At 70.9% G+C, this 20,509-nt stretch carries 17 protein-coding genes; 15 read left to right on the top strand and 2 right to left on the bottom strand.

The window, feature by feature from the left end; all coding sequences use genetic code 11:
* Nucleotides 1-56 precede the first annotated feature (56 nt).
* The 3 genes from ACFWU3_RS09765 (at nucleotide 57) to ACFWU3_RS09755 (ending at nucleotide 2,407) form a co-directional block, all read left to right on the top strand.
* A complete protein-coding gene (locus ACFWU3_RS09765) occupies nucleotides 57-1,004 on the top strand; it encodes a beta-ketoacyl-ACP synthase III (protein ID WP_384433756.1) in 948 nt (315 codons plus the stop codon).
* 88 nt (nucleotides 1,005-1,092) lie between these two features.
* The gene (locus tag ACFWU3_RS09760) at nucleotides 1,093-1,581 is read left to right on the top strand and encodes an NUDIX domain-containing protein (protein WP_384433753.1); all 489 of its coding nucleotides are present in this window, start codon (nucleotides 1,093-1,095) and stop codon (nucleotides 1,579-1,581) included.
* A gap of 148 nt (nucleotides 1,582-1,729) precedes the next feature.
* Nucleotides 1,730-2,407 (top strand): GntR family transcriptional regulator, encoded by a 678-nt coding sequence (locus tag ACFWU3_RS09755; protein WP_384433751.1) that lies wholly within the window; start codon nucleotides 1,730-1,732, stop codon nucleotides 2,405-2,407.
* Nucleotides 2,408-2,582: 175 nt separating this feature from the next.
* Here the strand turns inward: ACFWU3_RS09755 and ACFWU3_RS09750 are convergent, their stop codons facing one another.
* Together ACFWU3_RS09750 and ACFWU3_RS09745 are read right to left on the bottom strand one after the other, a co-directional pair.
* Nucleotides 2,583-3,866, bottom strand: coding sequence for an MFS transporter (locus ACFWU3_RS09750; RefSeq protein ID WP_384433748.1), 1,284 nt, complete (start codon nucleotides 3,864-3,866; stop codon nucleotides 2,583-2,585).
* Nucleotides 3,863-4,402 carry a helix-turn-helix domain-containing protein gene (locus ACFWU3_RS09745; protein ID WP_384433745.1) on the bottom strand — a complete coding sequence of 180 codons (540 nt, stop codon included), beginning with the start codon at nucleotides 4,400-4,402 and terminating at the stop codon, nucleotides 3,863-3,865. The genes ACFWU3_RS09750 and ACFWU3_RS09745 overlap by 4 nt, the downstream gene beginning before the upstream one ends.
* A 211-nt stretch (nucleotides 4,403-4,613) precedes the next feature.
* Between ACFWU3_RS09745 and ACFWU3_RS09740 the strand changes: the two genes are divergently transcribed.
* The 12 genes from ACFWU3_RS09740 to ACFWU3_RS09685 all read left to right on the top strand — a co-directional run bounded on the left by ACFWU3_RS09740 (nucleotide 4,614) and on the right by ACFWU3_RS09685 (nucleotide 20,508).
* The gene (locus ACFWU3_RS09740) at nucleotides 4,614-5,795 is read left to right on the top strand and encodes an ROK family protein (protein WP_384434292.1); all 1,182 of its coding nucleotides are present in this window, start codon (nucleotides 4,614-4,616) and stop codon (nucleotides 5,793-5,795) included.
* Nucleotides 5,796-6,025: 230 nt separating this feature from the next.
* Nucleotides 6,026-7,549, top strand: coding sequence for a sugar ABC transporter ATP-binding protein (locus ACFWU3_RS09735; protein WP_384433742.1), 1,524 nt, complete (start codon nucleotides 6,026-6,028; stop codon nucleotides 7,547-7,549).
* Nucleotides 7,546-8,577: an ABC transporter permease gene (locus tag ACFWU3_RS09730; RefSeq protein ID WP_384433739.1), complete on the top strand. Its 1,032-nt coding sequence runs from the start codon at nucleotides 7,546-7,548 to the stop codon at nucleotides 8,575-8,577. Before ACFWU3_RS09735 ends, ACFWU3_RS09730 begins: the two co-directional genes overlap by 4 nt.
* A gap of 74 nt (nucleotides 8,578-8,651) precedes the next feature.
* Nucleotides 8,652-9,698 (top strand): substrate-binding domain-containing protein, encoded by a 1,047-nt coding sequence (locus ACFWU3_RS09725; protein ID WP_384433736.1) that lies wholly within the window; start codon nucleotides 8,652-8,654, stop codon nucleotides 9,696-9,698.
* 46 nt (nucleotides 9,699-9,744) lie between these two features.
* Nucleotides 9,745-10,947 (top strand): Gfo/Idh/MocA family protein, encoded by a 1,203-nt coding sequence (locus ACFWU3_RS09720; protein ID WP_384433733.1) that lies wholly within the window; start codon nucleotides 9,745-9,747, stop codon nucleotides 10,945-10,947.
* Nucleotides 10,948-10,956: 9 nt separating this feature from the next.
* Nucleotides 10,957-11,961: a sugar phosphate isomerase/epimerase family protein gene (locus ACFWU3_RS09715; RefSeq protein WP_384433730.1), complete on the top strand. Its 1,005-nt coding sequence runs from the start codon at nucleotides 10,957-10,959 to the stop codon at nucleotides 11,959-11,961.
* Between the two features lie 285 nt (nucleotides 11,962-12,246).
* A complete protein-coding gene (locus ACFWU3_RS09710; RefSeq protein ID WP_384433727.1) occupies nucleotides 12,247-15,945 on the top strand; it encodes a ThuA domain-containing protein in 3,699 nt (1,232 codons plus the stop codon).
* An 85-nt stretch (nucleotides 15,946-16,030) separates the two neighbouring features.
* Entirely contained in the window at nucleotides 16,031-17,149 is a 1,119-nt protein-coding gene (locus ACFWU3_RS09705) for an inositol-3-phosphate synthase (protein WP_384433725.1), read from the top strand.
* Nucleotides 17,146-18,180: an SCO3242 family prenyltransferase gene (locus tag ACFWU3_RS09700; RefSeq protein WP_384433722.1), complete on the top strand. Its 1,035-nt coding sequence runs from the start codon at nucleotides 17,146-17,148 to the stop codon at nucleotides 18,178-18,180. Before ACFWU3_RS09705 ends, ACFWU3_RS09700 begins: the two co-directional genes overlap by 4 nt.
* Nucleotides 18,177-19,043 (top strand): sugar phosphate isomerase/epimerase family protein, encoded by an 867-nt coding sequence (locus tag ACFWU3_RS09695; protein ID WP_384433718.1) that lies wholly within the window; start codon nucleotides 18,177-18,179, stop codon nucleotides 19,041-19,043. The genes ACFWU3_RS09700 and ACFWU3_RS09695 overlap by 4 nt, the downstream gene beginning before the upstream one ends.
* A complete protein-coding gene (locus ACFWU3_RS09690; protein ID WP_384433716.1) occupies nucleotides 19,037-19,660 on the top strand; it encodes an EboA domain-containing protein in 624 nt (207 codons plus the stop codon). The genes ACFWU3_RS09695 and ACFWU3_RS09690 overlap by 7 nt, the downstream gene beginning before the upstream one ends.
* A complete protein-coding gene (locus ACFWU3_RS09685; protein ID WP_384433713.1) occupies nucleotides 19,660-20,508 on the top strand; it encodes a TatD family hydrolase in 849 nt (282 codons plus the stop codon). Before ACFWU3_RS09690 ends, ACFWU3_RS09685 begins: the two co-directional genes overlap by 1 nt.
* Nucleotide 20,509 lies beyond the last annotated feature (1 nt).

Genomic DNA, 20,509 nt, shown 5'->3' with positions numbered 1-20,509 from the left:
GGGTGGTAGCAGCCAAGACTGGGTCGTTCCATCTGCCTCTAGGACGGGATCTCTATATGACCGGCACGCGCATCACCGCGCTGGGGCACTACCAGCCCGCCAAGGTGCTCACCAACGAGGACCTGGCGGCCATGGTCGACACCAGTGACGAGTGGATCCGCTCGCGCGTCGGCATCCGGACCCGTCACGTCGCGGCGGAGGACGAGCCCGTCGACGAGCTCGCCGCGCACGCCGCGGCCAAGGCCCTGGCCGCGGCGGGCCTCACCCCGGGGGACATCGATCTCGTCCTGGTCGCCACCTCCACCGCGATCGACCGGTCGCCGAACATGGCGGCGCGCGTCGCGGCCCGGCTCGGCATGGGCTCACCCGCCGTGATGGACCTCAACGTCGTCTGTGCGGGCTTCACCCACGCCCTCGCCACCGCCGACCACGCCCTGCGCGCCGGATCGGCCGAGCGAGCCCTGGTCATCGGCGCCGACAAGATGGCCGCGGTGGCCGACTGGAGCGACCGCACCAGCTGCGTCCTCGTCGGCGACGGCGCGGGGGCCGCGGTCGTCGAGGCGACCCAGGAGGGTGAGCGCCCGGGCATCGGTCCCGTGCTGTGGGGCTCGGTCCCCGAGATGGGTCATGCCGTACGGATCGAGGGCACCCCGCCTCGCTTCGCGCAGGAGGGCCAGTCCGTCTACCGGTGGGCCACCACGCAGCTGCCGCCCATCGCCCGCAAGGTGTGCGAGCGGGGCGGCGTCACTCCGGAGGAGCTGGCGGCGGTCGTCCTCCACCAGGCCAATCTGCGGATCATCGAACCCGTCGCCCAGAAGATCGGCGCCGTGAACGCCGTCATCGCGCGCGATGTGGTCGAGTCCGGCAACACCTCGGCCGCCTCCATCCCGCTGGCGCTGTCGAAGCTGATCGAGCGCGGGGAGATCGAGTCCGGCGATCCGGTGCTGCTGTTCGGCTTCGGAGGCAACCTCTCCTACGCGGGGCAGATCGTGCGCTGCCCCTGAGATCCGCCGCCCCTGTTCCCTGTCGCCTTTTCCCTTCCGCCGAGCGTCGGCGCGCCGGGCGGCCGGCTTCCCGGGCAGACTGAACGGCATGGTGGCGAAGCGAAGCGCGGGACTTCTGCTGTTCCGCGGCACGGGCACGGAGGCCGAGGTGCTCATCGGGCACATGGGAGGCCCGTACTGGGAGGGCCGGGACGAGAAGGCCTGGTCGGTGCCGAAGGGGGAGTACCTCGCCGAGGAGCAGCCGATGGCCGCGGCCCGTCGGGAGTTCGAGGAGGAACTGGGGCTCGCGCCGCCCGACGGCGAGTGGCTGCCGCTCGGCGACGCCCGCCAGTCCAGCGGGAAGATCGTGATCGCCTGGGCGATGGAGGGCGACCTCGACATCGGCCTGGTGGTGCCGGGCACATTCACCATGGAGTGGCCCCCTCGCTCGGGCCGGATGCAGGAGTTCCCGGAGATCGACCGGGTCGCATGGCTCCGGCTGGACGAGGCGCGCGAGAAGCTGGTCGCCGGCCAGCAGGTCTTCATCGACCGCCTGAGGGACCTGCTCGACGGTCGCCAGGAGCCCGGCACGGCGTGATTCCCGCCCGAAGTGCCCCTGGATGCAAGGGATTTCAGCCAGGGTGACGTGTATCTCGGTGCGGTTTCCGCATGAGGGGATTGCGCTCGGTAGACTGTAGACGATAACCAATTGTGTCTCGCCGCCGTCGGCCGCAAGGGGGACCGTGATGTTGTCCGCAGGACTGCCGCAGGGCGCCGTGCCCAAGCTGGAACGACCTGGTCCGCTGCGTGAGCGCGTGTACGAGGCGTTGCTCGAGCTGATCACGACGCGCGCGCTGCGCCCCGGCCAGCATCTGGTCGAGAGCGAACTCGCCGGTCATCTCGGGGTCTCCCGGCAGCCCGTGCGCGAGGCGTTGCAGCGGCTGAACACCGAGGGATGGGTCGATCTGCGGCCGGCGCAGGGTGCGTTCGTCCACGAACCCACCGAGGACGAGGCGGACCAACTGCTCTCCGTGCGCACCCTGCTGGAGGCCGAGGCCGCCCGGCTCGCGGCGGCGAACTCCGGCTCCGCGGGCATCGCCGAGCTGGAAGGGCTGTGCGCGCAAGGCGAACGGGCCGTCGCGGACGACGACGTGGATCTGGCTGTGGCCACCAACGCCGCGTTCCACGCCAAGGTGATGGAGCTCGCCGGAAACGTCGTCCTGCGGGAACTGGCCGCCCAGGTGGACCGTCGCGTCCGCTGGTACTACACGCCCGTGGCGCGGCAGCGTGGCCGGCAGTCGTGGATCGAGCACCGCGAACTGATCGCGGCGATCGCGGACCGCGACGAGCGGCGTGCGACCGAGGTCATGAAAGCGCACACCGAGCACACCCGCCAGACGTACCACCAGCGCGAACAGGCGTAGGCGGCGGCGCACGGTCCGCGAGCGGCGGTCCGCGGCCACGGGTCCGGCTCCGGGTGGGGCGGGGTGCGTTCGGGTCGGGCCGGGGTCCCGTGGGGCCCGGGCGTCCGACGCTCCGAGGGGCGGGGCGGGGAACGCCCGGCCCGGCTCAGCACCGGCCCACCGACCTCACGGAGTCTCACGCACGCTCCTGAACGGGTGCCCGGAATTCCGGGTGATCCGGATCATCGGCCGGGGCGGCGGCGCGCAGTGCCGCCTCGACCCGGCGGTTGCTGGTCATGGTCGCGGTGATGGTGGTCATGGTGAGGAGGAGGCCGGCGGCGGCGTACAGCGGGGTTCGCACGTCGTAGGCGGTGGCCAGCCAGCCGCCGAGGAAGGCACCGAAGGGGGCGGCGCACATGGCGAGCATGCGGGAGGTGGAGGCGACCCGGCCCATCAGGTGGGCGGGGACGATCGCCTGCCGGAGGGAGGGCGCGAGCACCATCGTGGCGCCCATGCCCGCTCCGCAGACGGCGAGCGCGAGGCCGGCGAGATACGGGTTCGGGGCGGCGGCAAGGCCCAGAATGGCGAGTCCCTCGACTGCTGCCGTGCACGTCAACGCGGCGCCGGTGCCGAGTCGTCGGCCGAGGAAGGAGGCGATGCCTGCGCCGAGCAGACCGCCGGTGGCCTCCGCCGTGAGCAGCAGGCCGAAGCCGAAGGCGTCGATGCCGAGACGATCGTGCGCGAAGAGGGCGAGCACGGTCTCCACGGCGAGGAAGGCGATGTTCCCGACCGCCGGACGCAGCGCGAGCCCGAGCAGCAGCTGATCCCGGAACACGTACGAGGCGCCGGCCCGCGCCTGCCGCAGCAGCGACTCACGCGCCTGCGGTGCGGGCCGGGGCGTGGCGGGCAGCGTACGGACGAGCAGCGCGGAGAACAGGAACGACACCGCGTCGGCGAGCAGGGGAACCGCCCGCCCGAGCGCGAGCAGCGCACTGCCCGCCGGCGGCCCCGCGAAACCGGACATGGCGGTCTGGGCGCCGCGCAGGCGGGAGTTGGCGCGCTCCAGGAGCGCGGGGTCGCGGCGGAGCAGATCCGGCAGGTAGGCCGTGGCGGCCGTATCGAAGAACAGCCCGCCGAGGCCGAGCAGGAAGGCGACGCCCGCGAGCAGCGGAATGCTCAGCACGTCGAGCACGGCCGCTGCCGCCGGTATCGCGAGCAGCGCCGCACGCGCCGCGTCCGCGACCCACATCGTGCGCCGACGGTCCCAGCGATCCACCAGCGCACCGCCGAGCACCCCGAAGAGCAGCCACGGCAGCGTCCCGGCGGCCGTGACGGCGGCGAGCGCCATCGGATCCCGCGTCAACGTCAACGCGAGCAGCGGCAGCGCGGCATGCGACACCCCGTCACCGAGCGAGGACACGGTCTGTGCCGTCCACAGCCGCCCGAAGCCGGTCGGCAACTTCCGAACGTCCGTCGTCACTTGGTGTCCCCTCCGGTCTGCCGGCGCTGTGCCGGGTGGAACAGTGCGAAGACGAGCGACGCGTCCGGCAGTGACGGATCCGACAGCTCCCGGTACTCGTCCGCCAGTTCCTCGAGCCGCGCTCCCAGCTCCGCGAACTGCTCCTCGGTGAGCCGCAGATGCGCCATCCGCACGTGCCGCTCGCCGTCCGCCGACGACGCTTCCAGGTCCGCCACCGCATGGCGCATCAGCACATCCGGCCCTCCTTCGCCCGGATCCGGCAGCGTGACCGACCGCGCGGCCATCGCGTAGTACCGCTCGGTGACCCCCCGCACCTTTCGTGTCCGGACCACCTTCACCAGGCCGGCCCGCTCCAGCAGCCGCACGTGGTAGCTGGAACTTCCCTTCGCGAGGCCCACTCGCTCGGCGATCTGCGTGATCGTCGCGGGCTCGAAGCGGAGCACGGCCATGATCCTGTGGCGCGTGAGATTGGAGACGGCACGCAACTGCTCGTCGGTGGTGACGTGAAACGTCTCGGGGAGATCATCGGTAGGCATGCGAGTAATGGTCAACGACTCTTGACCATTGCGCAAGGGGATTCACGAACTGGTCTTTGTCCCGAGTGTGGAGAAAGTTGGACCGGAACTCTGCGCAAGTTCTTCCCACTTGGGGAAAGCGCTGCTACGTTCCCCTCGAAAGCACGACAAGACGGAGCCGCATCAGGTGCCCCGTGCCGATGGCCAGGGGAGGGAGGGGTTCGTGAGACGCATGACCGCTCGACCCGCGAACGCGCATCAGGCGCGACTCCTCAAGCTGCTGCGTGACGGGGGCCCCAACTCCCGTGCACAGCTCGGCGATCAGGTCGATCTCTCCCGGTCCAAGCTCGCCGTCGAGGTCGACCGGCTGCTGGAGACCGGACTCGTGGTCGCCGACGGACTCGCCGCCTCGCGCGGCGGCCGGCGCTCCCACAACATCCGGCTCGCGCCCGAACTGCGCTTCCTCGGTGTGGACATCGGCGCCACGTCCATCGACGTGGCCGTCACCAACGCCGAACTGGAAGTTCTCGGACACCTCAACCACCCGATGGACGTGCGCGAGGGCCCGGTCGCCGTCTTCGAGCAGGTGCTGTCGATGGCCGCCAAGCTGAGGGCCACCGGGCTCGCCGAGGGCTTCGACGGTGCGGGCATCGGTGTGCCGGGTCCGGTCCGCTTCCCCGAGGGCGTGCCGGTCGCGCCGCCGATCATGCCCGGCTGGGACGGCTTCCCGGTCCGCGAGGCGCTGAGCCAGGACCTCGGCTGCCCCGTGATGGTCGACAACGACGTGAACCTCATGGCGATGGGGGAGCAGCACGCGGGCGTCGCGCGCTCCGTCGTGGACTTCCTCTGCGTCAAGATCGGCACCGGTATCGGCTGCGGCATCGTCGTCGGCGGAGAGGTCTACCGCGGCACGACGGGCAGCGCGGGCGACATCGGCCACATCCAGGTCGAGCCCGACGGCCGCCCCTGCGCCTGCGGCAACAAGGGCTGTCTGGAGGCCCACTTCAGCGGTGCCGCACTGGCGAGCGACGCCGAGGAGGCAGCCCGCAGCGGCCGCTCCGAAGAACTCGCCGCACGGCTGGAGACGGCCGGACGGCTCACCGCCGTCGACGTCGCGGCCGCGGCGGCCGCCGGTGACACCACCTCGATCGAGCTGATCCGTGAGGGAGGCAATCGCGTCGGCCAGGTCATCGCCGGCCTCGTCAGCTTCTTCAACCCGGGTCTCGTGGTGATCGGCGGCGGAGTGACCGGACTCGGCCACACGCTGCTGGCCAGCGTCCGGACCCAGGTCTACCGCCAGTCGCTGCCCCTGGCCACCGGGAACCTGCCCATTGTGCTGGGCGAGTTGGGCCCGACCGCCGGAGTCATCGGCGCGGCCCGGCTCATCAGCGACCACCTCTTCTCACCGGCCTGATCCCGGGCCGGGACGCCCGGGCAACCGCCGCACGGAACCAGCACCACGAGCACTGCCAGGCACCGCGAGCACCACCGGAAGCACTGCCACCGTCAGCACCACCGGCACGTTCAGCAACACCGCACCGCCGGCACCACGGCACCACCAGCTCTCTCGCTCCACCCGCCCTGCCGCACCCACGCACCACGGACTGCCCGACTCACCGGCCGCACCCGCCGAGGGGATTTGTCATGGCACCAGAACCACCCCTGCTCACCATGTCCGGAATCACCAAGTCGTTCCCGGGCGTCCGCGCACTCGACGGCGTCGACCTGGAGGTCCAGGCAGGCGAAGTGCAGTGCCTGCTCGGCCAGAACGGCGCGGGCAAGTCCACCCTGATCAAGGTCCTCGCCGGAGTCCACCAGCCCGACGGCGGCGCCATCACCTGGCAGGGCGAGACCGTCTCGCTGAAGTCGCCCATCGCGGCCATGCGGCTCGGCATCGCCACCATCTATCAGGAACTCGACCTGGTGGAGGGCCTGTCGGTCGCCGAGAACGTCTTCCTGGGCCATGAGCCCACCGCGGCCGGCTTCGTCGTACGCGGCGGCGAGGCCCGTGCGTCGGCGAGCCGGCTCCTCAAGCGGCTCGGCCACCCGGAGATCGACCCCGCCCGCCTCGTCGGCGACCTGTCCGCCGCCCAGCAGCAGATCGTCTCGATGGCCCGCGCGCTCTCCCACGACGTACGGCTGATCGTGATGGACGAGCCGTCCGCGGCGCTCGACCCCGACGAGGTCGCCAACCTCTTCCGTATCGTCGGCGACCTCACCGCCGAGGGCGTCGCGGTCGTCTACATCTCCCACCGCCTCGAGGAGATCCGCACCATCGGCGACCGGGTCACCGTCCTCAAGGACGGTCGCGCGGTCGCGGTCGGACTGCCGGCGAAGACCACGCCGACCCGCGAGGTCGTCGCGCTGATGACCGGACGGAACGTCGAGTACGTCTTCCCCGAGCGCCCCGAACCGGTCGTGGCCGACAGCCGGCCGCCCGTGCTGCGGGTCGAAGGGCTCACCAGGAAAGGCGAGTTCGCGCCCGTCGACCTCGAACTGCGGCCGGGCGAGATCGTCGGGCTCGCCGGTCTGGTCGGCTCGGGGCGCTCCGAGATCCTGGAGACGATCTACGGCGCCCGCAGGCCCACCGCCGGACGCGTCGTCGTCGACGGGACCCCGCTGCGGACCGGCAGCGTCCGCTCCGCGGTGCGCGCCGGCATCGGGCTCGCGCCCGAGGAGCGCAAGGCGCAGGCGCTGCTGATGCTCGAATCGGTCACCCGCAATGTGTCGGTCTCCACGCTCTCCCGCTTCTCCCGCGGCGGCTGGCTCGACGGGCGTGCCGAGCGGTCCGCGGCGCAGCAGGCGACCAGGGAACTCTCCCTGCGCCCCGACAACCCCGACGCCCGTATCCGAACGCTCTCCGGCGGCAACCAGCAGAAGGCCGTGCTCGCGCGCTGGCTGCTGCGCGGCTGCAAGGTCCTGCTGCTGGACGAGCCGACCCGAGGCGTGGACGTCGGCGCACGCGCCGAGCTCTACGCCGTGATCCGGCGGCTGGCCGACGAAGGCCTCGCCGTCCTGCTCGTCTCCAGCGAAGTGCCCGAGGTCCTGGGCCTCGCCGACCGGGTCCTCGTCCTGCGCGAGGGCAGCGTCGTGCACACCGCCGACGCCCGGGAGCTGGACGAGCACCGCGTACTCGACCTTGTGATGGAAGGGAGCCCGACGGCATGACGCAGCCAGCCACCCCTGCGAAGCAGGACGCGCCGCCACCCACTGCCAAGACAGCACCGGACACCGGGGGCCGGCGACCGCTCGGACTGCGCGCCGATGTCCGCAACCTCTCTCTGCTCGGTGTGCTGGCCGTGCTGGTCCTGGTCGGCGGCATCACCAAGCCCGATCAGTTCCTCGCCGTCAGCAACCTCCAACTCGTCCTCACCCAGGCGTCCGTCATCGGAGTCGTCACCGTCGGCATGACGTTCGTGATCATCAGCGGCGGCATCGACCTGTCGGTCGGCGCGATCGTGGCGCTGGCATCGGTGTGGGCGACCACCCTGGCCACCCAGGAGTACGGCTTCGCCGGCATCCTGTTCACCGCCGTGATCGTGGGCGTCGCCTGCGGACTGGTGAACGGGGTACTGATCGCCTACGGGCGGATGGTTCCCTTCATCGCCACCCTGGCCATGCTCGCCTCGGCCCGCGGACTCGCTCTGCAGATCACCGACGGCAACACCCAGATCGTCACGGTGAACTCGGTGCTCGACCTTGGGGTCAAGGACGCGTACGTCCTCGGCATCCCGCCGCTGGTGATCGTGTTCGCCGCGGTCACCGTCGTCGGCTGGCTGGTGCTGAACCGTACGACGTTCGGACGCCGCAGTGTCGCCGTCGGCGGCAACGCGGAAGCCGCCCGGCTCGCCGGTATCGACGTCCGTAGGCAGCGGCTGTACCTCTACCTGCTCTCCGGACTGTGCTGCGGCATCGCCGCCTTCATGCTGATCGTCCTCGCCGGCTCCGGTCAGAACACCAACGGCAACCTCTACGAACTCGACGCCATCGCTGCCGCGATCATCGGCGGCACCCTGCTGAGCGGAGGCCGCGGCACCATCGTCGGCTCCGTCCTCGGTGTCCTCGTCTTCACCACGATCACCAACATCTTCGCCCTCAACAACCTGGAGACCGCCGTCCAGCAGATCGCCAAGGGCGCGATCATCGTCGCGGCCGTCCTGGTGCAGCACCGCACCCTGCGCGGCGGGGACGCCTGACCACCAGGCCGTCCACGCCACCCCCGTCCCCCATCCCCCATCTGTCGCACCGCCCAGCGAAGGGTTGATCCGCCATGCCAGAAATCCCCGTCCCCAGCCGCAGAGGACTCCTCTTCGGCACCGCCGCCATCGGCGCCGGTGCGTTGCTGACCGCCTGCACCAGCAACGAGCCCGAATCGAAGGGCGAGGCCACCAACAACGCGCCGGTGGCCGACGACAAGCCCGGCAAGGCCGTCACCATCGGCTTCGCCGGACCGCAGGCCGACCACGGCTGGCTGAACGCGATCAACCAGAACGCCAGGTCACGGGCGAAGAAGTACTCCGACGTGACGCTCGACATCACCGAGGGCTCCAACGACACGGCCACCCAGATCGGTCAGATCCAGACGCTGATCAACAAGAAGGTCGACGTGCTCGTCGTCCTCCCGGCCGACGGAAAGGCCCTGACCCAGGTCGGCCTCCAGGCCATGAAGGCGGGCATCCCCGTCATCAACCTGGACCGCATCTTCGCCTCCCCGCAGGCCTACCGCTGCTGGATCGGCGGCGACAACTACGGCATGGGCCTCAACGCCGGCCGGTACATCGGCGAGCAGCTCAAGAACAAGCCGAACGCCAAGGTCATCGAGCTGGCGGGCATCGACAACCTCGAGCTCACCAAGCAGCGCACCCAGGGCTTCGACGACGCGCTCAAGAACTACCCCAACATCAAGAAGGTGGCCCGCCAGGCCGCCGACTTCACCGTCGAGTCCGGCCAGGCCAAGATGGCCCAACTCCTCCAGGCACAGAGCCAGTTCGACGCTCTGTGGAACCACGACGACGACCAGGGTGTGGGCGCGCTGCGCGCCATCGCGCAGGCCGGCCGCGACAACTTCCTGATGGTCGGCGGCGCCGGCGCCAAGTCGGCGATGGACGCCATCAAGGCCGACAACAGCGTGCTGAAGGCCACCGTGCTCTACCCGCCGACGATGGCCGCCTCCGCCATCGACATCGCCCGCGCCCTCGGACAGGCCAAGGGCGTCAGCGGCCTCGCCGAACTCGAGATCCCCGCCTCGCTCACCCTGTACTCGGCCGTCGTCACCAAGGAGAACGTCGACCAGTACCTGCCCACCGGCTTCAGCTGACCGGCGCGCCCGCCCCCACCGAGCAGACCGACGAGGAGGAATCCGTATGGAACAGAGGGACAGTGGAGCCGCGCCGCCGACACTCGGTGTCGGCATGGTCGGATACGCGTTCATGGGCGCCGCCCACTCCCAGGGGTGGCGCACCGTGGGACGGGTCTTCGACCTGCCGATGCGGCCCGTCCTCGCCGCGATAGCCGGCCGCGACCCGTCTGCGGTGCGAGCCGCGGCGGACCGGCACGGCTGGGCCGCGGCGGAGACCGACTGGCGCCACCTCATCACCCGGGACGACGTACAGCTCGTCGACGTCTGCACCCCGGGTGACAGCCATGCGGAGATCGCCATCGCGGCCCTGGAGGCGGGCAAGCACGTCCTGTGCGAGAAGCCGCTCGCGAACTCGGTCGCCGAGGCCGAGGCGATGACGGCGGCGGCCGAACGCGCCCGCGAGCGCGGCCAGGTGGCGATGGTCGGCTTCAACTACCGGCGGGTGCCGGCCATCGCCTATGCACGCAAGCTGATCGGTGAGGGGCGTCTCGGCACCCTCCGCCATCTGCGCTTCACCTATCTTCAGGACTGGCTGGTCGACCCGGAGTTCCCGCTGACCTGGCGGCTCCAGCGCGAGCACGCGGGCTCCGGGGCGCTCGGGGATCTGGGGGCGCACATCGTCGACCTCGCGCAGTATCTGGCGGGGGAGCACCTCGTCGGGGTGTCGGCACTCTCCGAGACCTTCGTACGGGAGCGTCCGCTGCTCGCCGGCGCGTCGACCGGGCTGTCCGCGGCCGGCGGCGCCGAGCGGGGTCCGGTCACGGTCGACGACGCTGCCCTGTTCACCGGGCGGCTGGCGTCGGGCGCGCTCGCCTCCTTCGAGGCCACCCGGATGGCGTCCGGCCGCAAGAACGCTCTCCGGCTGGAGATCAACGGCGAGCTGGGAGCGATTGCGTTCGATCTGGAGCGGCTCAACGAGCTCTCCTTCCACGACAACACCGAGCCCGCCGCCACCGCCGGGTTCCGCCGGATCCTGGTGACCGAGTCGGAGCATCCGTACCTCGAGGCGTGGTGGCCGCCGGGTCACGCCCTCGGCTACGAGCACACCTTCACCCACCAGGCGCGCGACCTGGTCGAGGCCATCGCCACGGGCCGTCAGCCCGCACCGTCGTTCGCGGACGGGCTCCAGGTGCAGCGGGTCCTCGCGGCGGTGGAGGAGAGCGCCGAGAAGAACGCCGTCTACACCCCCGTACAGGCGCACGATTAGGAGGCCTCCATGCCACGTCCGTTCACGCTCTTCACCGGCCAGTGGGCCGATCTGCCCCTCGAGGAGGTGTGCCGGCTCGCCCGCGACTTCGGATACGACGGGCTCGAACTGGCCTGCTGGGGAGACCACTTCGAGGTCGACAAGGCGCTCGCCGACCCGTCCTACCTGGACGGCCGGCACGCGCTGCTCGACAAGTACGGACTGAAGTGCTGGGCGATCTCGAACCACCTCGTCGGCCAGGCCGTCTGCGACAACCCCATCGACGAGCGGCACCAGGGAATCCTGCCCGCCCGCATCTGGGGCGACGGCGAGCCCGAGGGGGTGCGCCGCCGGGCCGCCGCGGAGCTGAAGGACACGGCCCGGGCAGCGGCCGCCTTCGGCGTGCGGACAGTCATCGGCTTCACCGGATCCTCGATCTGGCATCTGGTGGCGATGTTCCCGCCGGTGCCGGAACGGATGATCGAGCGCGGCTACGAGGATTTCGCCGAGCGCTGGAACCCGATTCTCGATGTCTTCGACGCCGAGGGGGTGCGGTTCGCGCACGAGGTGCACCCGAGCGAGATCGCGTACGACTACTGGACCACCAAGCGGGCGCTGGAGGCCGTCGGCAACCGGCCCGCCTTCGGACTGAACTTCGACCCGAGCCACTTCGTCTGGCAGGACCTGGACCCGGTCGGCTTCCTCTACGACTTCCGCGACCGGATCTACCACGTCGACTGCAAGGAGGCGCGCAAGCGTCTCGACGGACGGAACGGACGCCTCGGCTCGCATCTGCCCTGGGGCGACCCGCGCCGCGGCTGGGACTTCGTCTCGGCCGGACACGGCGACGTCCCCTGGGAGGACGTGTTCCGGATGCTCCGCTCGATCGGCTACGACGGGCCGATCTCGGTGGAGTGGGAGGACGCCGGCATGGACCGGCTGGCGGGCGCTCCGGAAGCGCTTGCCGACCTCAAGCGGTTCGATTTCGACCCGCCCACCGCTTCCTTCGACGCGGCCTTCGGGGGCGGCGACTAGCTCTCCGAGCAGCATTCAGGCAGTTCAGCGCCCGGCGGCAGATCCGCCGCCGGGCCTGTCCGGCCTGCCCGGGTTCGCCTTTGTCCTGCGGTAGGAAAAAGTTGAACTTCCCTTCTGCGCAAGGGCTTTCCGTCCAGGACGAACCCGACTACCGTCCCATGAGGTGTACAGGACATAGGTGGTCCCCGGCGTGACGGCGCACTCCGGTTCCACGATCAGCCCGCCCGGCGGTTGAGGGCAGAACACCGCCCCGCCCGTTCGACCGGCCCATCCCGGAGGACATTCGTGCACAGGAAAAGGCCCAGAGCAAGAAAATCGCTCGCACTCCTCACCGGCAGCCTCCTCGCCGCAACCTCGCTTCTCTTCACCGCACCCCAGATCGCGGCCGCCGCCGATCCCGAGCCGGCGCCGGCCGCCGAGGAGTTCCAGCAGGTCACTCTCGCCAAGGGGGGCGAGGAGACCGGCGAACCCATGTCGCTGGCCGTGCTGCCCGACCGCAGCGTGCTGCACACGTCCCGCAACGGCGAGCTGCGGATGACCGACAGCGCCGGCAACACCCGCGTGGTCGGGACCATCCCGGTCTACTCGCACGACGAAGAGGGTCTCCAAGGCATCGGCCTGGACCCGAAGTTCAGTGAGAACCGCTTCATCTACCTCTATTACGCACCCCCGATGGACACCCCCGCGGGCGACGCCCCCAACGAGGGCACCCCCGCCGACTTCGCCAAGTTCGACGGCGTCAACCGGCTCTCCCGCTTCGTCCTCAAGGCCGACGGCACCCTCGACAACGCCAGCGAGAAGAAGATCCTCGACGTCCCGGCGACGCGCGGCATCTGCTGCCACGTCGGCGGCGACATCGACTTCGACGCACAGGGCAACCTCTATCTGTCGACCGGAGACGACTCCAACCCCTTCGCCTCCGACGGATACACCCCCATCGACGACCGCCCCGGCCGCAACCCCGCGTACGACGCCCGCCGGACCTCGGGCAACACCAACGACCTGCGCGGCAAGATCCTGCGCATCAAGGTGAACGACGACGCGACCTACTCGGTCCCCGAGGGCAACCTCTTCGCGCCCGGGACCGACAAGACCCGGCCCGAGATCTACGCGATGGGCTTCCGCAACCCCTTCCGCTTCAGCGTCGACAAGAAGACGGGCATCGTCTACGTCGGCGACTACGGGCCCGACGCGGGCGCGGCCGACCCCAAGCGCGGTCCGGCCGGTCAGGTCGAGTTCGCCCGGGTGACCAAGCCCGGCAACTACGGCTGGCCGTTCTGCACCGGCAACAACGACGCCTACGTCGACTACGACTTCGCGACCAAGGAGTCCGGCGCGGCCTTCGACTGCGCGGCACCCAAGAACGAGTCGCCGCACAACACCGGCCTGGTCGACCTCCCGCCCGCGCAGGCCGCCTGGATCCCCTACGACGGCGGATCGGTGCCCGAGTTCGGCAGTGGCTCCGAGTCCCCGATGGGCGGACCCGTCTACCGCTACGACGCCGCGTCCGACTCCCCGGTGAAGTTCCCGGAGGCCTACGACGGCGACTTCTTCGCCGGTGAGTTCGGCCGCCGCTGGATCAAGCGGATCGAGCAGGGTGAGGACGGCGCGGTCCAGTCCATCAACGCCGTGCCGTGGACCGGTACGCAGATCATGGACATGGCCTTCGGCCCGGACGGTGCCCTGTACGTACTCGACTACGGAACCGCCTGGTTCGGCGGTGACGAGAACTCCGGCCTCTACCGGATCGAGAACGCCACCGGCGGACGCTCACCCGTCGCCGAGGCCTCGGCCGGCAAGACCTCCGGCAAGGCGCCCCTGAAGGTCGCCTTCTCCTCGGCCGGCACCACCGACGGTGACGGCGACGCCCTCACCTACGCCTGGGACTTCGGCGACGGCGGCACGTCCACCGACGCCAACCCCAGCCACACGTACAAGAAGAACGGCACCTACACCGCGACCGTCACCGCCAAGGACCCGACCGGCCGCACCGGCTCCGCCAGCGTGCACATCGTCGTCGGCAACACCGCACCGAAGGTGACACTCGAACTGCCCGCCGAGGGAACCCTGTTCAGCTTCGGCGACGAGATCCCCTTCAAGGTCACGGTCACCGATCCCGAAGACGGCGCCGCCGGTGCCATCGACTGCGCCAAGGTCAAGGTGACGTACATCCTCGGCCATGACAGCCACGGGCACCCCGTGACCTCGGCCAACGGCTGCACCGGCACCATCAAGACCTCCTCCGACGGCGGACACGACCCCAACGCCAACATCTTCGGAGTCTTCGACGCCGAGTACACCGACGGCGGAGGCGGCGGCCAGGCCGCGCTCACCTCGCACGACCAGGCGCAGCTCCAGCCGCGCCACCGGCAGGCCGAGCACTTCACCGGCTCCTCCGGCATCAAGGTCTACGACAAGGCGAGCGCCAACGGCGGCAAGACCGTCGGTGACATTGACAACGACGACTGGATCTCCTTCAAGCCGTACAACCTGACCGGCTCCACCAAGCTCACCGCCCGGATCTCCTCCGGCGGGGCCGGCGGCTTCCTCGAGGTGCGCACCGGTTCGGCGAAGGGCCCGATCCTCGGCTCCGCGCCCGTGCCGGTCACCGGAAGCTGGGACACCTTCCAGGACATCGACGTGCCCCTGCGGGCCGTGCCCAAGAAGACCACCGAACTCTTCCTGGTCTTCAAGGGCGGTGCCGGAGCGCTCTACGACGTCGACGACTTCGAGCTCTCCAACAGCGCGCCCGACCGGACCGCCAAGCGCGTCCTCGTCTTCTCCAAGACCGCCGGCTTCCGTCACGACTCCATCGCCACCGGAGTCGCGGCCCTGAAGGAACTCGGCAAGTCCAGCAACATCACGGTCGACGCGACGGAGGAGGCCGGGCAGTTCACCACCAGCAACCTCGCCCGCTACGACGCCGTCGCTTTCCTCTCCACCACCGGTGACGTCCTGAACGCCGACCAGCAGAAGGCGTTCGAGAACTACGTCGCCACCGGCGGCGGGTACATGGGCATCCACGCGGCCGCCGACACCGAGTACGACTGGAAGTTCTACGGCGGGCTCGTCGGCGCCTACTTCGCCTCGCACCCGCAGATCCAGCCGGCGACGGTGCGGGTCGAGGACCACACCCACCCCTCGACCGCGCACCTCGACGAGGCATGGGAGCGCACCGACGAGTGGTACAACTACCGCACCAACCCGCGGGACCAGGCCCGGGTGCTGGCGACCCTGGACGAGACCACCTACCAGGGCGGCACGATGAAGGGCGATCACCCGATCGCCTGGTGCCAGACCTACGAGGGCGGCCGTGCCTTCTACACCGGCGGCGGCCACACCAAGGAGTCGTACGCCGAGCCGGCCTTCAAGCAGCATCTGCTGGGCGGACTGCGCTACGCCTCCGGCCAGGTCAAGGCCGACTGCAAGCCCTCGACCGGCTACCGCTCCATCTTCAACGGCAAGACGCTGGAGGGCTGGAAGCAGGCCGGGCCCGGCAAGTTCAACGTCGTCGACGGTGAGATGCGCACCGAGGGCGGCATGGGCATGGCCTGGTACCAGGCCAAGGAGCTGAAGTCGTACTCCCTCAAGCTCGACTGGAAGCTCGACGGCGACGACAACTCCGGTGTCTTCGTTGGCTTCCCGGCCTCCGACGACCCCTGGTCGGCCGTGAACAACGGCTACGAGGTGCAGATCGACGCCACCGACGCCGCCGACCGCACCACGGGTGCCGTCTACGGCTTCAAGTCGGCGGACATCAAGGCCCGCGACCGCGTCCTGCGGCCGCCGGGGCAGTGGAACAGCTACGAGATCAAGGTCCAGGGTGAACGTCTCCAGGTCTTCCTGAACGGCGTGAAGATCAACGACTACACCAACACGGACCCGGCCCGCAGCCTGAAGGACGGCTACATCGGTCTCCAGAACCACGGAGCCGGCGACCAGGCGTCCTTCCGCAACATCCAACTCAGGGAGCTGCCCTCCTAGGCGCCCCCCAGACGGCGGCGGGCGGGGAGGCGCCGTACCCCCCGCCCGCCGTCCTCCACCCCATCGCAAGGCAGGGAGGCAGTCCGTGACGAACGAGAATGTACGCACCGGAGTCTGGTTCGTCGGAGCCCGCGGCTCCGTCGCCACCACGGCCGTCGCAGGATGCGCCGCGGTCAGCGCGGGCCTGCATCCGCCGACGGGCATGGTCACCGAGACACCGCCCTTCGCGGCATCGCGGCTGCCCGCCCTGCCGTCGCTGGTCTTCGGCGGCCACGACACCGCACACTGCCCGCTGCCCAAGCGGGCCGAGGAGCTCACCGCGGCCGGGGTGCTTCCGCACGGACTCGCGGCCGCCGTACGCGGTGAACTGACCGCCGCCGACGCCGAGATACGGCCCGGCGGCCCGCAGTCCGGCGACACCCGCGGCGACGAGGAACTCATCGCCGCCTTCGCCGCCGACATACGCGACTTCCGGGAGCGGCACGCACTCGCCCGGGTCGTCGTCATCAACGTCTCCTCCACCGAACCCCTGCCGGAACCGGGTGCGGTGCGGCTGCCGCCCAGCTCCCTCTACGCGGCCGCGGCCGTCCGCGCCGACTGCCCCTTCGTGAACTTCACCCCCTCCACCGGGCTGCGCACCGAGGCCCTCATGGACGCCGCCGCCGCCGGTGGACTTCCCCACGCCGGCCGTGACGGCAAGACAGGCCAGACGCTGCTCCGTTCCGTGCTCGCCCCGATGTTCGTGCAACGCGCCCTGTCCGTACGGGCCTGGTCGGGCACCAACCTGCTGGGCGGCGGGGACGGAGCGGCGCTGGCCGACCCGGCCGCCGCGGCGGCGAAGAACGCCGGCAAGGAACGCGTCCTCGCCGACGCCCTCGGCCACACCCCGCAGGGCGAGGTGCACATCGACGACGTGCCCGCGCTCGGCGACTGGAAGACCGCCTGGGACCACATCGCCTTCGACGGCTTCCTCGGTTCGCGGATGATCCTCCAGACGATCTGGCAGGGCTGCGACTCGGCGCTTGCCGCGCCACTCGTACTGGACCTGGCGCGGCTCGTCGCCCGGGCCCACGAGGTGGGCGTCGAGGGACCCCTGCCGGAGCTGGGCTTCTACTTCAAGGACCCCGACGGAGGCCCCGCCGGACTGTCCGAGCAGTTCGAGGCACTTCTGACGTTCGCCGCGCGGCTGCGGGAGACGGCGTGAGGAAGAGGGACCTGGGAGCCTGGGCCGAACTGCTCCGTGTCTCGGCCCTGTTCACCGTCCCGGGAGACGCACTCGCCGGTGCGGCGGCCCTCGGTGTGGCCCCCAACCGCGGCACGGCCCTCGCCCTCGGGTCCTCGCTCTGCCTGTACGAGGCGGGTATGGCCCTCAACGACTGGGCGGACCGCGACGAGGACGCGATCGACCGTCCGCACCGGCCCATCCCCTCGGGCCGTATCGCCCCGCGGTCCGCACTGGCGGCGGCAGCGGTCCTGACGGGAGCGGGCCTCGCCCTGTCGGCGGCCGCCGGCCGTCGGCCACTCGCCCTGGCCACCGCGCTCGCGGCGACGGTCTGGTCGTACGACCTGCGTGTCAAGCACACCCGCGGAGGCCCGGCGGCGATGGCGGCGGCACGGAGCCTGGACGTACTGCTGGGAGCGGCCGCGACACGAACGGCGGCGACATCCGGTACGGCTGCGCGCGCCGCGTCGGGTATGGGTACGGCGGCCACCGGCATGGCGCGTGCCAGGTCGGTCGTCGGTGCGCCGGCCCGCGGCAGTTCCGTGATCGGCAAGGCGGTACGCGGCGCAGGCGCCACCACGGTCCCGACGACCCGCTCCGCCCTGCCCGGTGCCGTGGTGATGGGCGCGCACACCTACGCCGTCACCTCCGTGTCACGACACGAGGCCCACGGCGGATCGACGCTCGTACCCCTCGCCGCGCTCGCCGCCACCCTGGGCCTCGGGGCGCTCGGTATCCGCGAACAGCGCACATCCCCGGGTACACCGCCGGCACGGCTGCTGGTCACCGCACTCGCGGGCGCATACGTCCGCACCGCGGCGAAGCCCTTCCTGCACGCCGCCCTGAACCCGTCCCCGCCGCTCACCCAGCGCGCCGTGGGCGGCGGTATCCGGGCGATGATCCCGCTCCAGGCCGCGCTGGCCGCCCGCGCGGGCGGCGGCGCGTCGGCCCTGGCCCTGATGGGACTCGTCCCGCTCGCCCGCAAGCTCGCACGGAAGGTGAGCCCCACATGAGCCGAAGCCCCGCTCCCTCCATCCGTCTCGGCTACGGCACGAACGGGCTGACGGACCTGCGTCTGTCCGACGCGCTCGCCCTGCTGGCCGACCTCGGCTACGACGGCGTCGGTCTCACCCTCGACCACATGCACCTGGACCCGCTGGCCTCCGATCTGGCCGCCCGCACCCGCCAGGTGGCCGGCCGGCTGGGGGAGCTGGGCCTGGAGGTCACGGTCGAGACGGGCGCCCGGTATGTGCTCGACCCGCGGCGCAAGCACGGACCGTCGCTGCTCGACGCCGATCCGGACCAGCGGGCGGCCCGGACCGCGCTGCTCATCACCGCGGTGCAGGTCGCCGCCGACCTGGGCGCTCACGCCGTCCACTGCTTCAGCGGCATCACCCCGGCCGGAACCGACGACGACACGGCGTGGAAACGCCTCACCGAGGCCCTCACCCCGGTGCTGGACGCCGCGGAACGCGCCGGAGTGCCCCTCGCCATCGAACCGGAACCGGGTCATCTGCTCGCCACCCTCGCCGACTTCCACCACCTCCGAGGTCTTCTCGACAGCCCCGCCCCGCTCGGCCTCACGCTCGACATCGGCCACTGCCAGTGCCTGGAGGCGGCACCGCCCGCCGACTGCATCCGCGACGCGGCCCCCTGGCTGCGGCACGTCCAGATCGAGGACATGCGCCGGGGCGTCCACGAGCACCTCCCGTTCGGTGACGGCGAGATCGACTTCCCGCCCGTACTCGCGGCCCTCGCGGCCACCGGCTACCAGGGCCTGACGGTCGTCGAACTGCCCCGCCACTCCCACGCGGGCCCCGAACTCGCCCGCACCTCCATCGAGTTCCTGCGCACCAAGGGGGCGGCGGCATGCTGATGACCCGCAAGGAGTTGGACAGCCGGCTAGGCGGAGCCGCCCGCGCCTGGCTCGACGAGTCGCTCGCCGAGGCCGCGCACGCCGCCGACGCCGGCGAGGACGCCACGACCGTGTACGCGGCGCGCTCATGGGAGATGCGCTTCGCCGCCGCGGGCCGTCAGTGCGGCCAGGACAACGCCGACACCGTCCGCGCCCTGCTGCTCGTCGAGGCACGCGCCGACGCCGCCACCCTGACCCGCCTCTACCAGCAGGGCAGCGCCGCCGAACGCCGAGCCGTCCTCCTGGCGCTGCCCCGGCTCGCCCCACCGCCCTCCGCCGGCCTCCCGCTGGTGGAGGACGCGCTGCGCACCAACGACACCCGGCTGGTCGCCGCCGCCGTCGGCCCCTACGCCTGCGAGCACCTCGACCCCCACGCCTGGCGCCACGCCCTGCTGAAGTGCCTGTTCACCGGTGTGCCCGTGGACAGCGCTCACGGACTCGAACGGCGCGTCCGCGGCGATGCGGAACTCGCCAGGATGCTCGGCGACTACGCCGCCGAGCGCACCGCGGCCGGCCGTCCCGTACCCGCCGACCTCCACCGCGTCCTCGCCCTGACGTCCCCCACGGAGGAGATCTGATGCGCATCTTCGACCCCCACATCCATATGACCTCCCGCACCACCAACGACTACGAGGCGATGTACGCGGCGGGAGTCCGCGCACTCGTCGAGCCGTCGTTCTGGCTCGGGCAGCCCCGCACCTCGGTCGCCTCCTTCACCGACTACTTCGACGCCCTGCTGGGCTGGGAGCCGTTCCGTGCGGCCCAGTACGGCATCGCGCACCACTGCACCATCGCGCTGAACCCCAAGGAGGCGAACGACCCGCGCTGTGTGCCGGTGCTCGACGAACTGCCCCGCTATCTCGTCAAGGACAACGTCGTCGCCGTCGGTGAGATCGGCTACGACTCCATGACCCCGGCGGAGGACACCGCACTGGCAGCCCAGCTCCAGTTGGCGGCCGACCACGGCCTGCCCGCCCTCGTCCACACCCCGCACCGCGACAAGCTCGCGGGACTGCACCGCACCGTCGACGTCATCCGCGAATCCGCCCTGCCGACGGAGCGCGTCCTGCTCGACCACCTCAACGAGACCACCATGAAGCACGCCGTCGACAGCGGCTGCTGGATGGGCTTCTCCATCTACCCCGACACCAAGATGGACGAGGACCGCATGGTCGCCGTGCTCAAGGAGTACGGAACCGAGAAGATCCTGGTCAACTCGGCCGCGGACTGGGGTAAGAGCGACCCGCTCAAGACCCGCAGCACCGGCGACGCCATGCTCGCCGCGGGGTTCGGCGAGGACGACGTCGACAAGGTGCTGTGGCGCAACCCCGTCGCCTTCTACGGCCTCAGCGGCCGCCTCCAGCTCGACACCCCGGAACCGGAGCCCCTGCACGAGGGCAACTCCATCCTCCGCGGCGGGGAATGAG

Origin of the sequence: Streptomyces sp. NPDC058685, from assembly GCF_042714725.1 — a bacterium.
GTDB lineage: Bacteria > Actinomycetota > Actinomycetes > Streptomycetales > Streptomycetaceae > Streptomyces.
This window is presented reverse-complemented; position numbering and strand designations above follow the sequence as displayed.

Bases quoted from the DNA above. Each gene is read 5' to 3' on its own strand.
- ACFWU3_RS09765 (WP_384433756.1), top strand. From the start codon at position 57: ATGACCGGCACGCGCATCACCGCGCTGGGGCACTACCAGCCCGCCAAG.
- ACFWU3_RS09760 (WP_384433753.1), top strand. From the start codon at position 1,093: ATGGTGGCGAAGCGAAGCGCGGGACTTCTGCTGTTCCGCGGCACGGGC.
- ACFWU3_RS09755 (WP_384433751.1), top strand. From the start codon at position 1,730: ATGTTGTCCGCAGGACTGCCGCAGGGCGCCGTGCCCAAGCTGGAACGA.
- ACFWU3_RS09745 (WP_384433745.1), bottom strand. From the start codon at position 4,402: ATGCCTACCGATGATCTCCCCGAGACGTTTCACGTCACCACCGACGAG.
- ACFWU3_RS09740 (WP_384434292.1), top strand. From the start codon at position 4,614: ATGACCGCTCGACCCGCGAACGCGCATCAGGCGCGACTCCTCAAGCTG.
- ACFWU3_RS09735 (WP_384433742.1), top strand. From the start codon at position 6,026: ATGGCACCAGAACCACCCCTGCTCACCATGTCCGGAATCACCAAGTCG.
- ACFWU3_RS09730 (WP_384433739.1), top strand. From the start codon at position 7,546: ATGACGCAGCCAGCCACCCCTGCGAAGCAGGACGCGCCGCCACCCACT.
- ACFWU3_RS09725 (WP_384433736.1), top strand. From the start codon at position 8,652: ATGCCAGAAATCCCCGTCCCCAGCCGCAGAGGACTCCTCTTCGGCACC.
- ACFWU3_RS09720 (WP_384433733.1), top strand. From the start codon at position 9,745: ATGGAACAGAGGGACAGTGGAGCCGCGCCGCCGACACTCGGTGTCGGC.
- ACFWU3_RS09715 (WP_384433730.1), top strand. From the start codon at position 10,957: ATGCCACGTCCGTTCACGCTCTTCACCGGCCAGTGGGCCGATCTGCCC.
- ACFWU3_RS09695 (WP_384433718.1), top strand. From the start codon at position 18,177: ATGAGCCGAAGCCCCGCTCCCTCCATCCGTCTCGGCTACGGCACGAAC.
- ACFWU3_RS09690 (WP_384433716.1), top strand. From the start codon at position 19,037: ATGCTGATGACCCGCAAGGAGTTGGACAGCCGGCTAGGCGGAGCCGCC.
- ACFWU3_RS09685 (WP_384433713.1), top strand. From the start codon at position 19,660: ATGCGCATCTTCGACCCCCACATCCATATGACCTCCCGCACCACCAAC.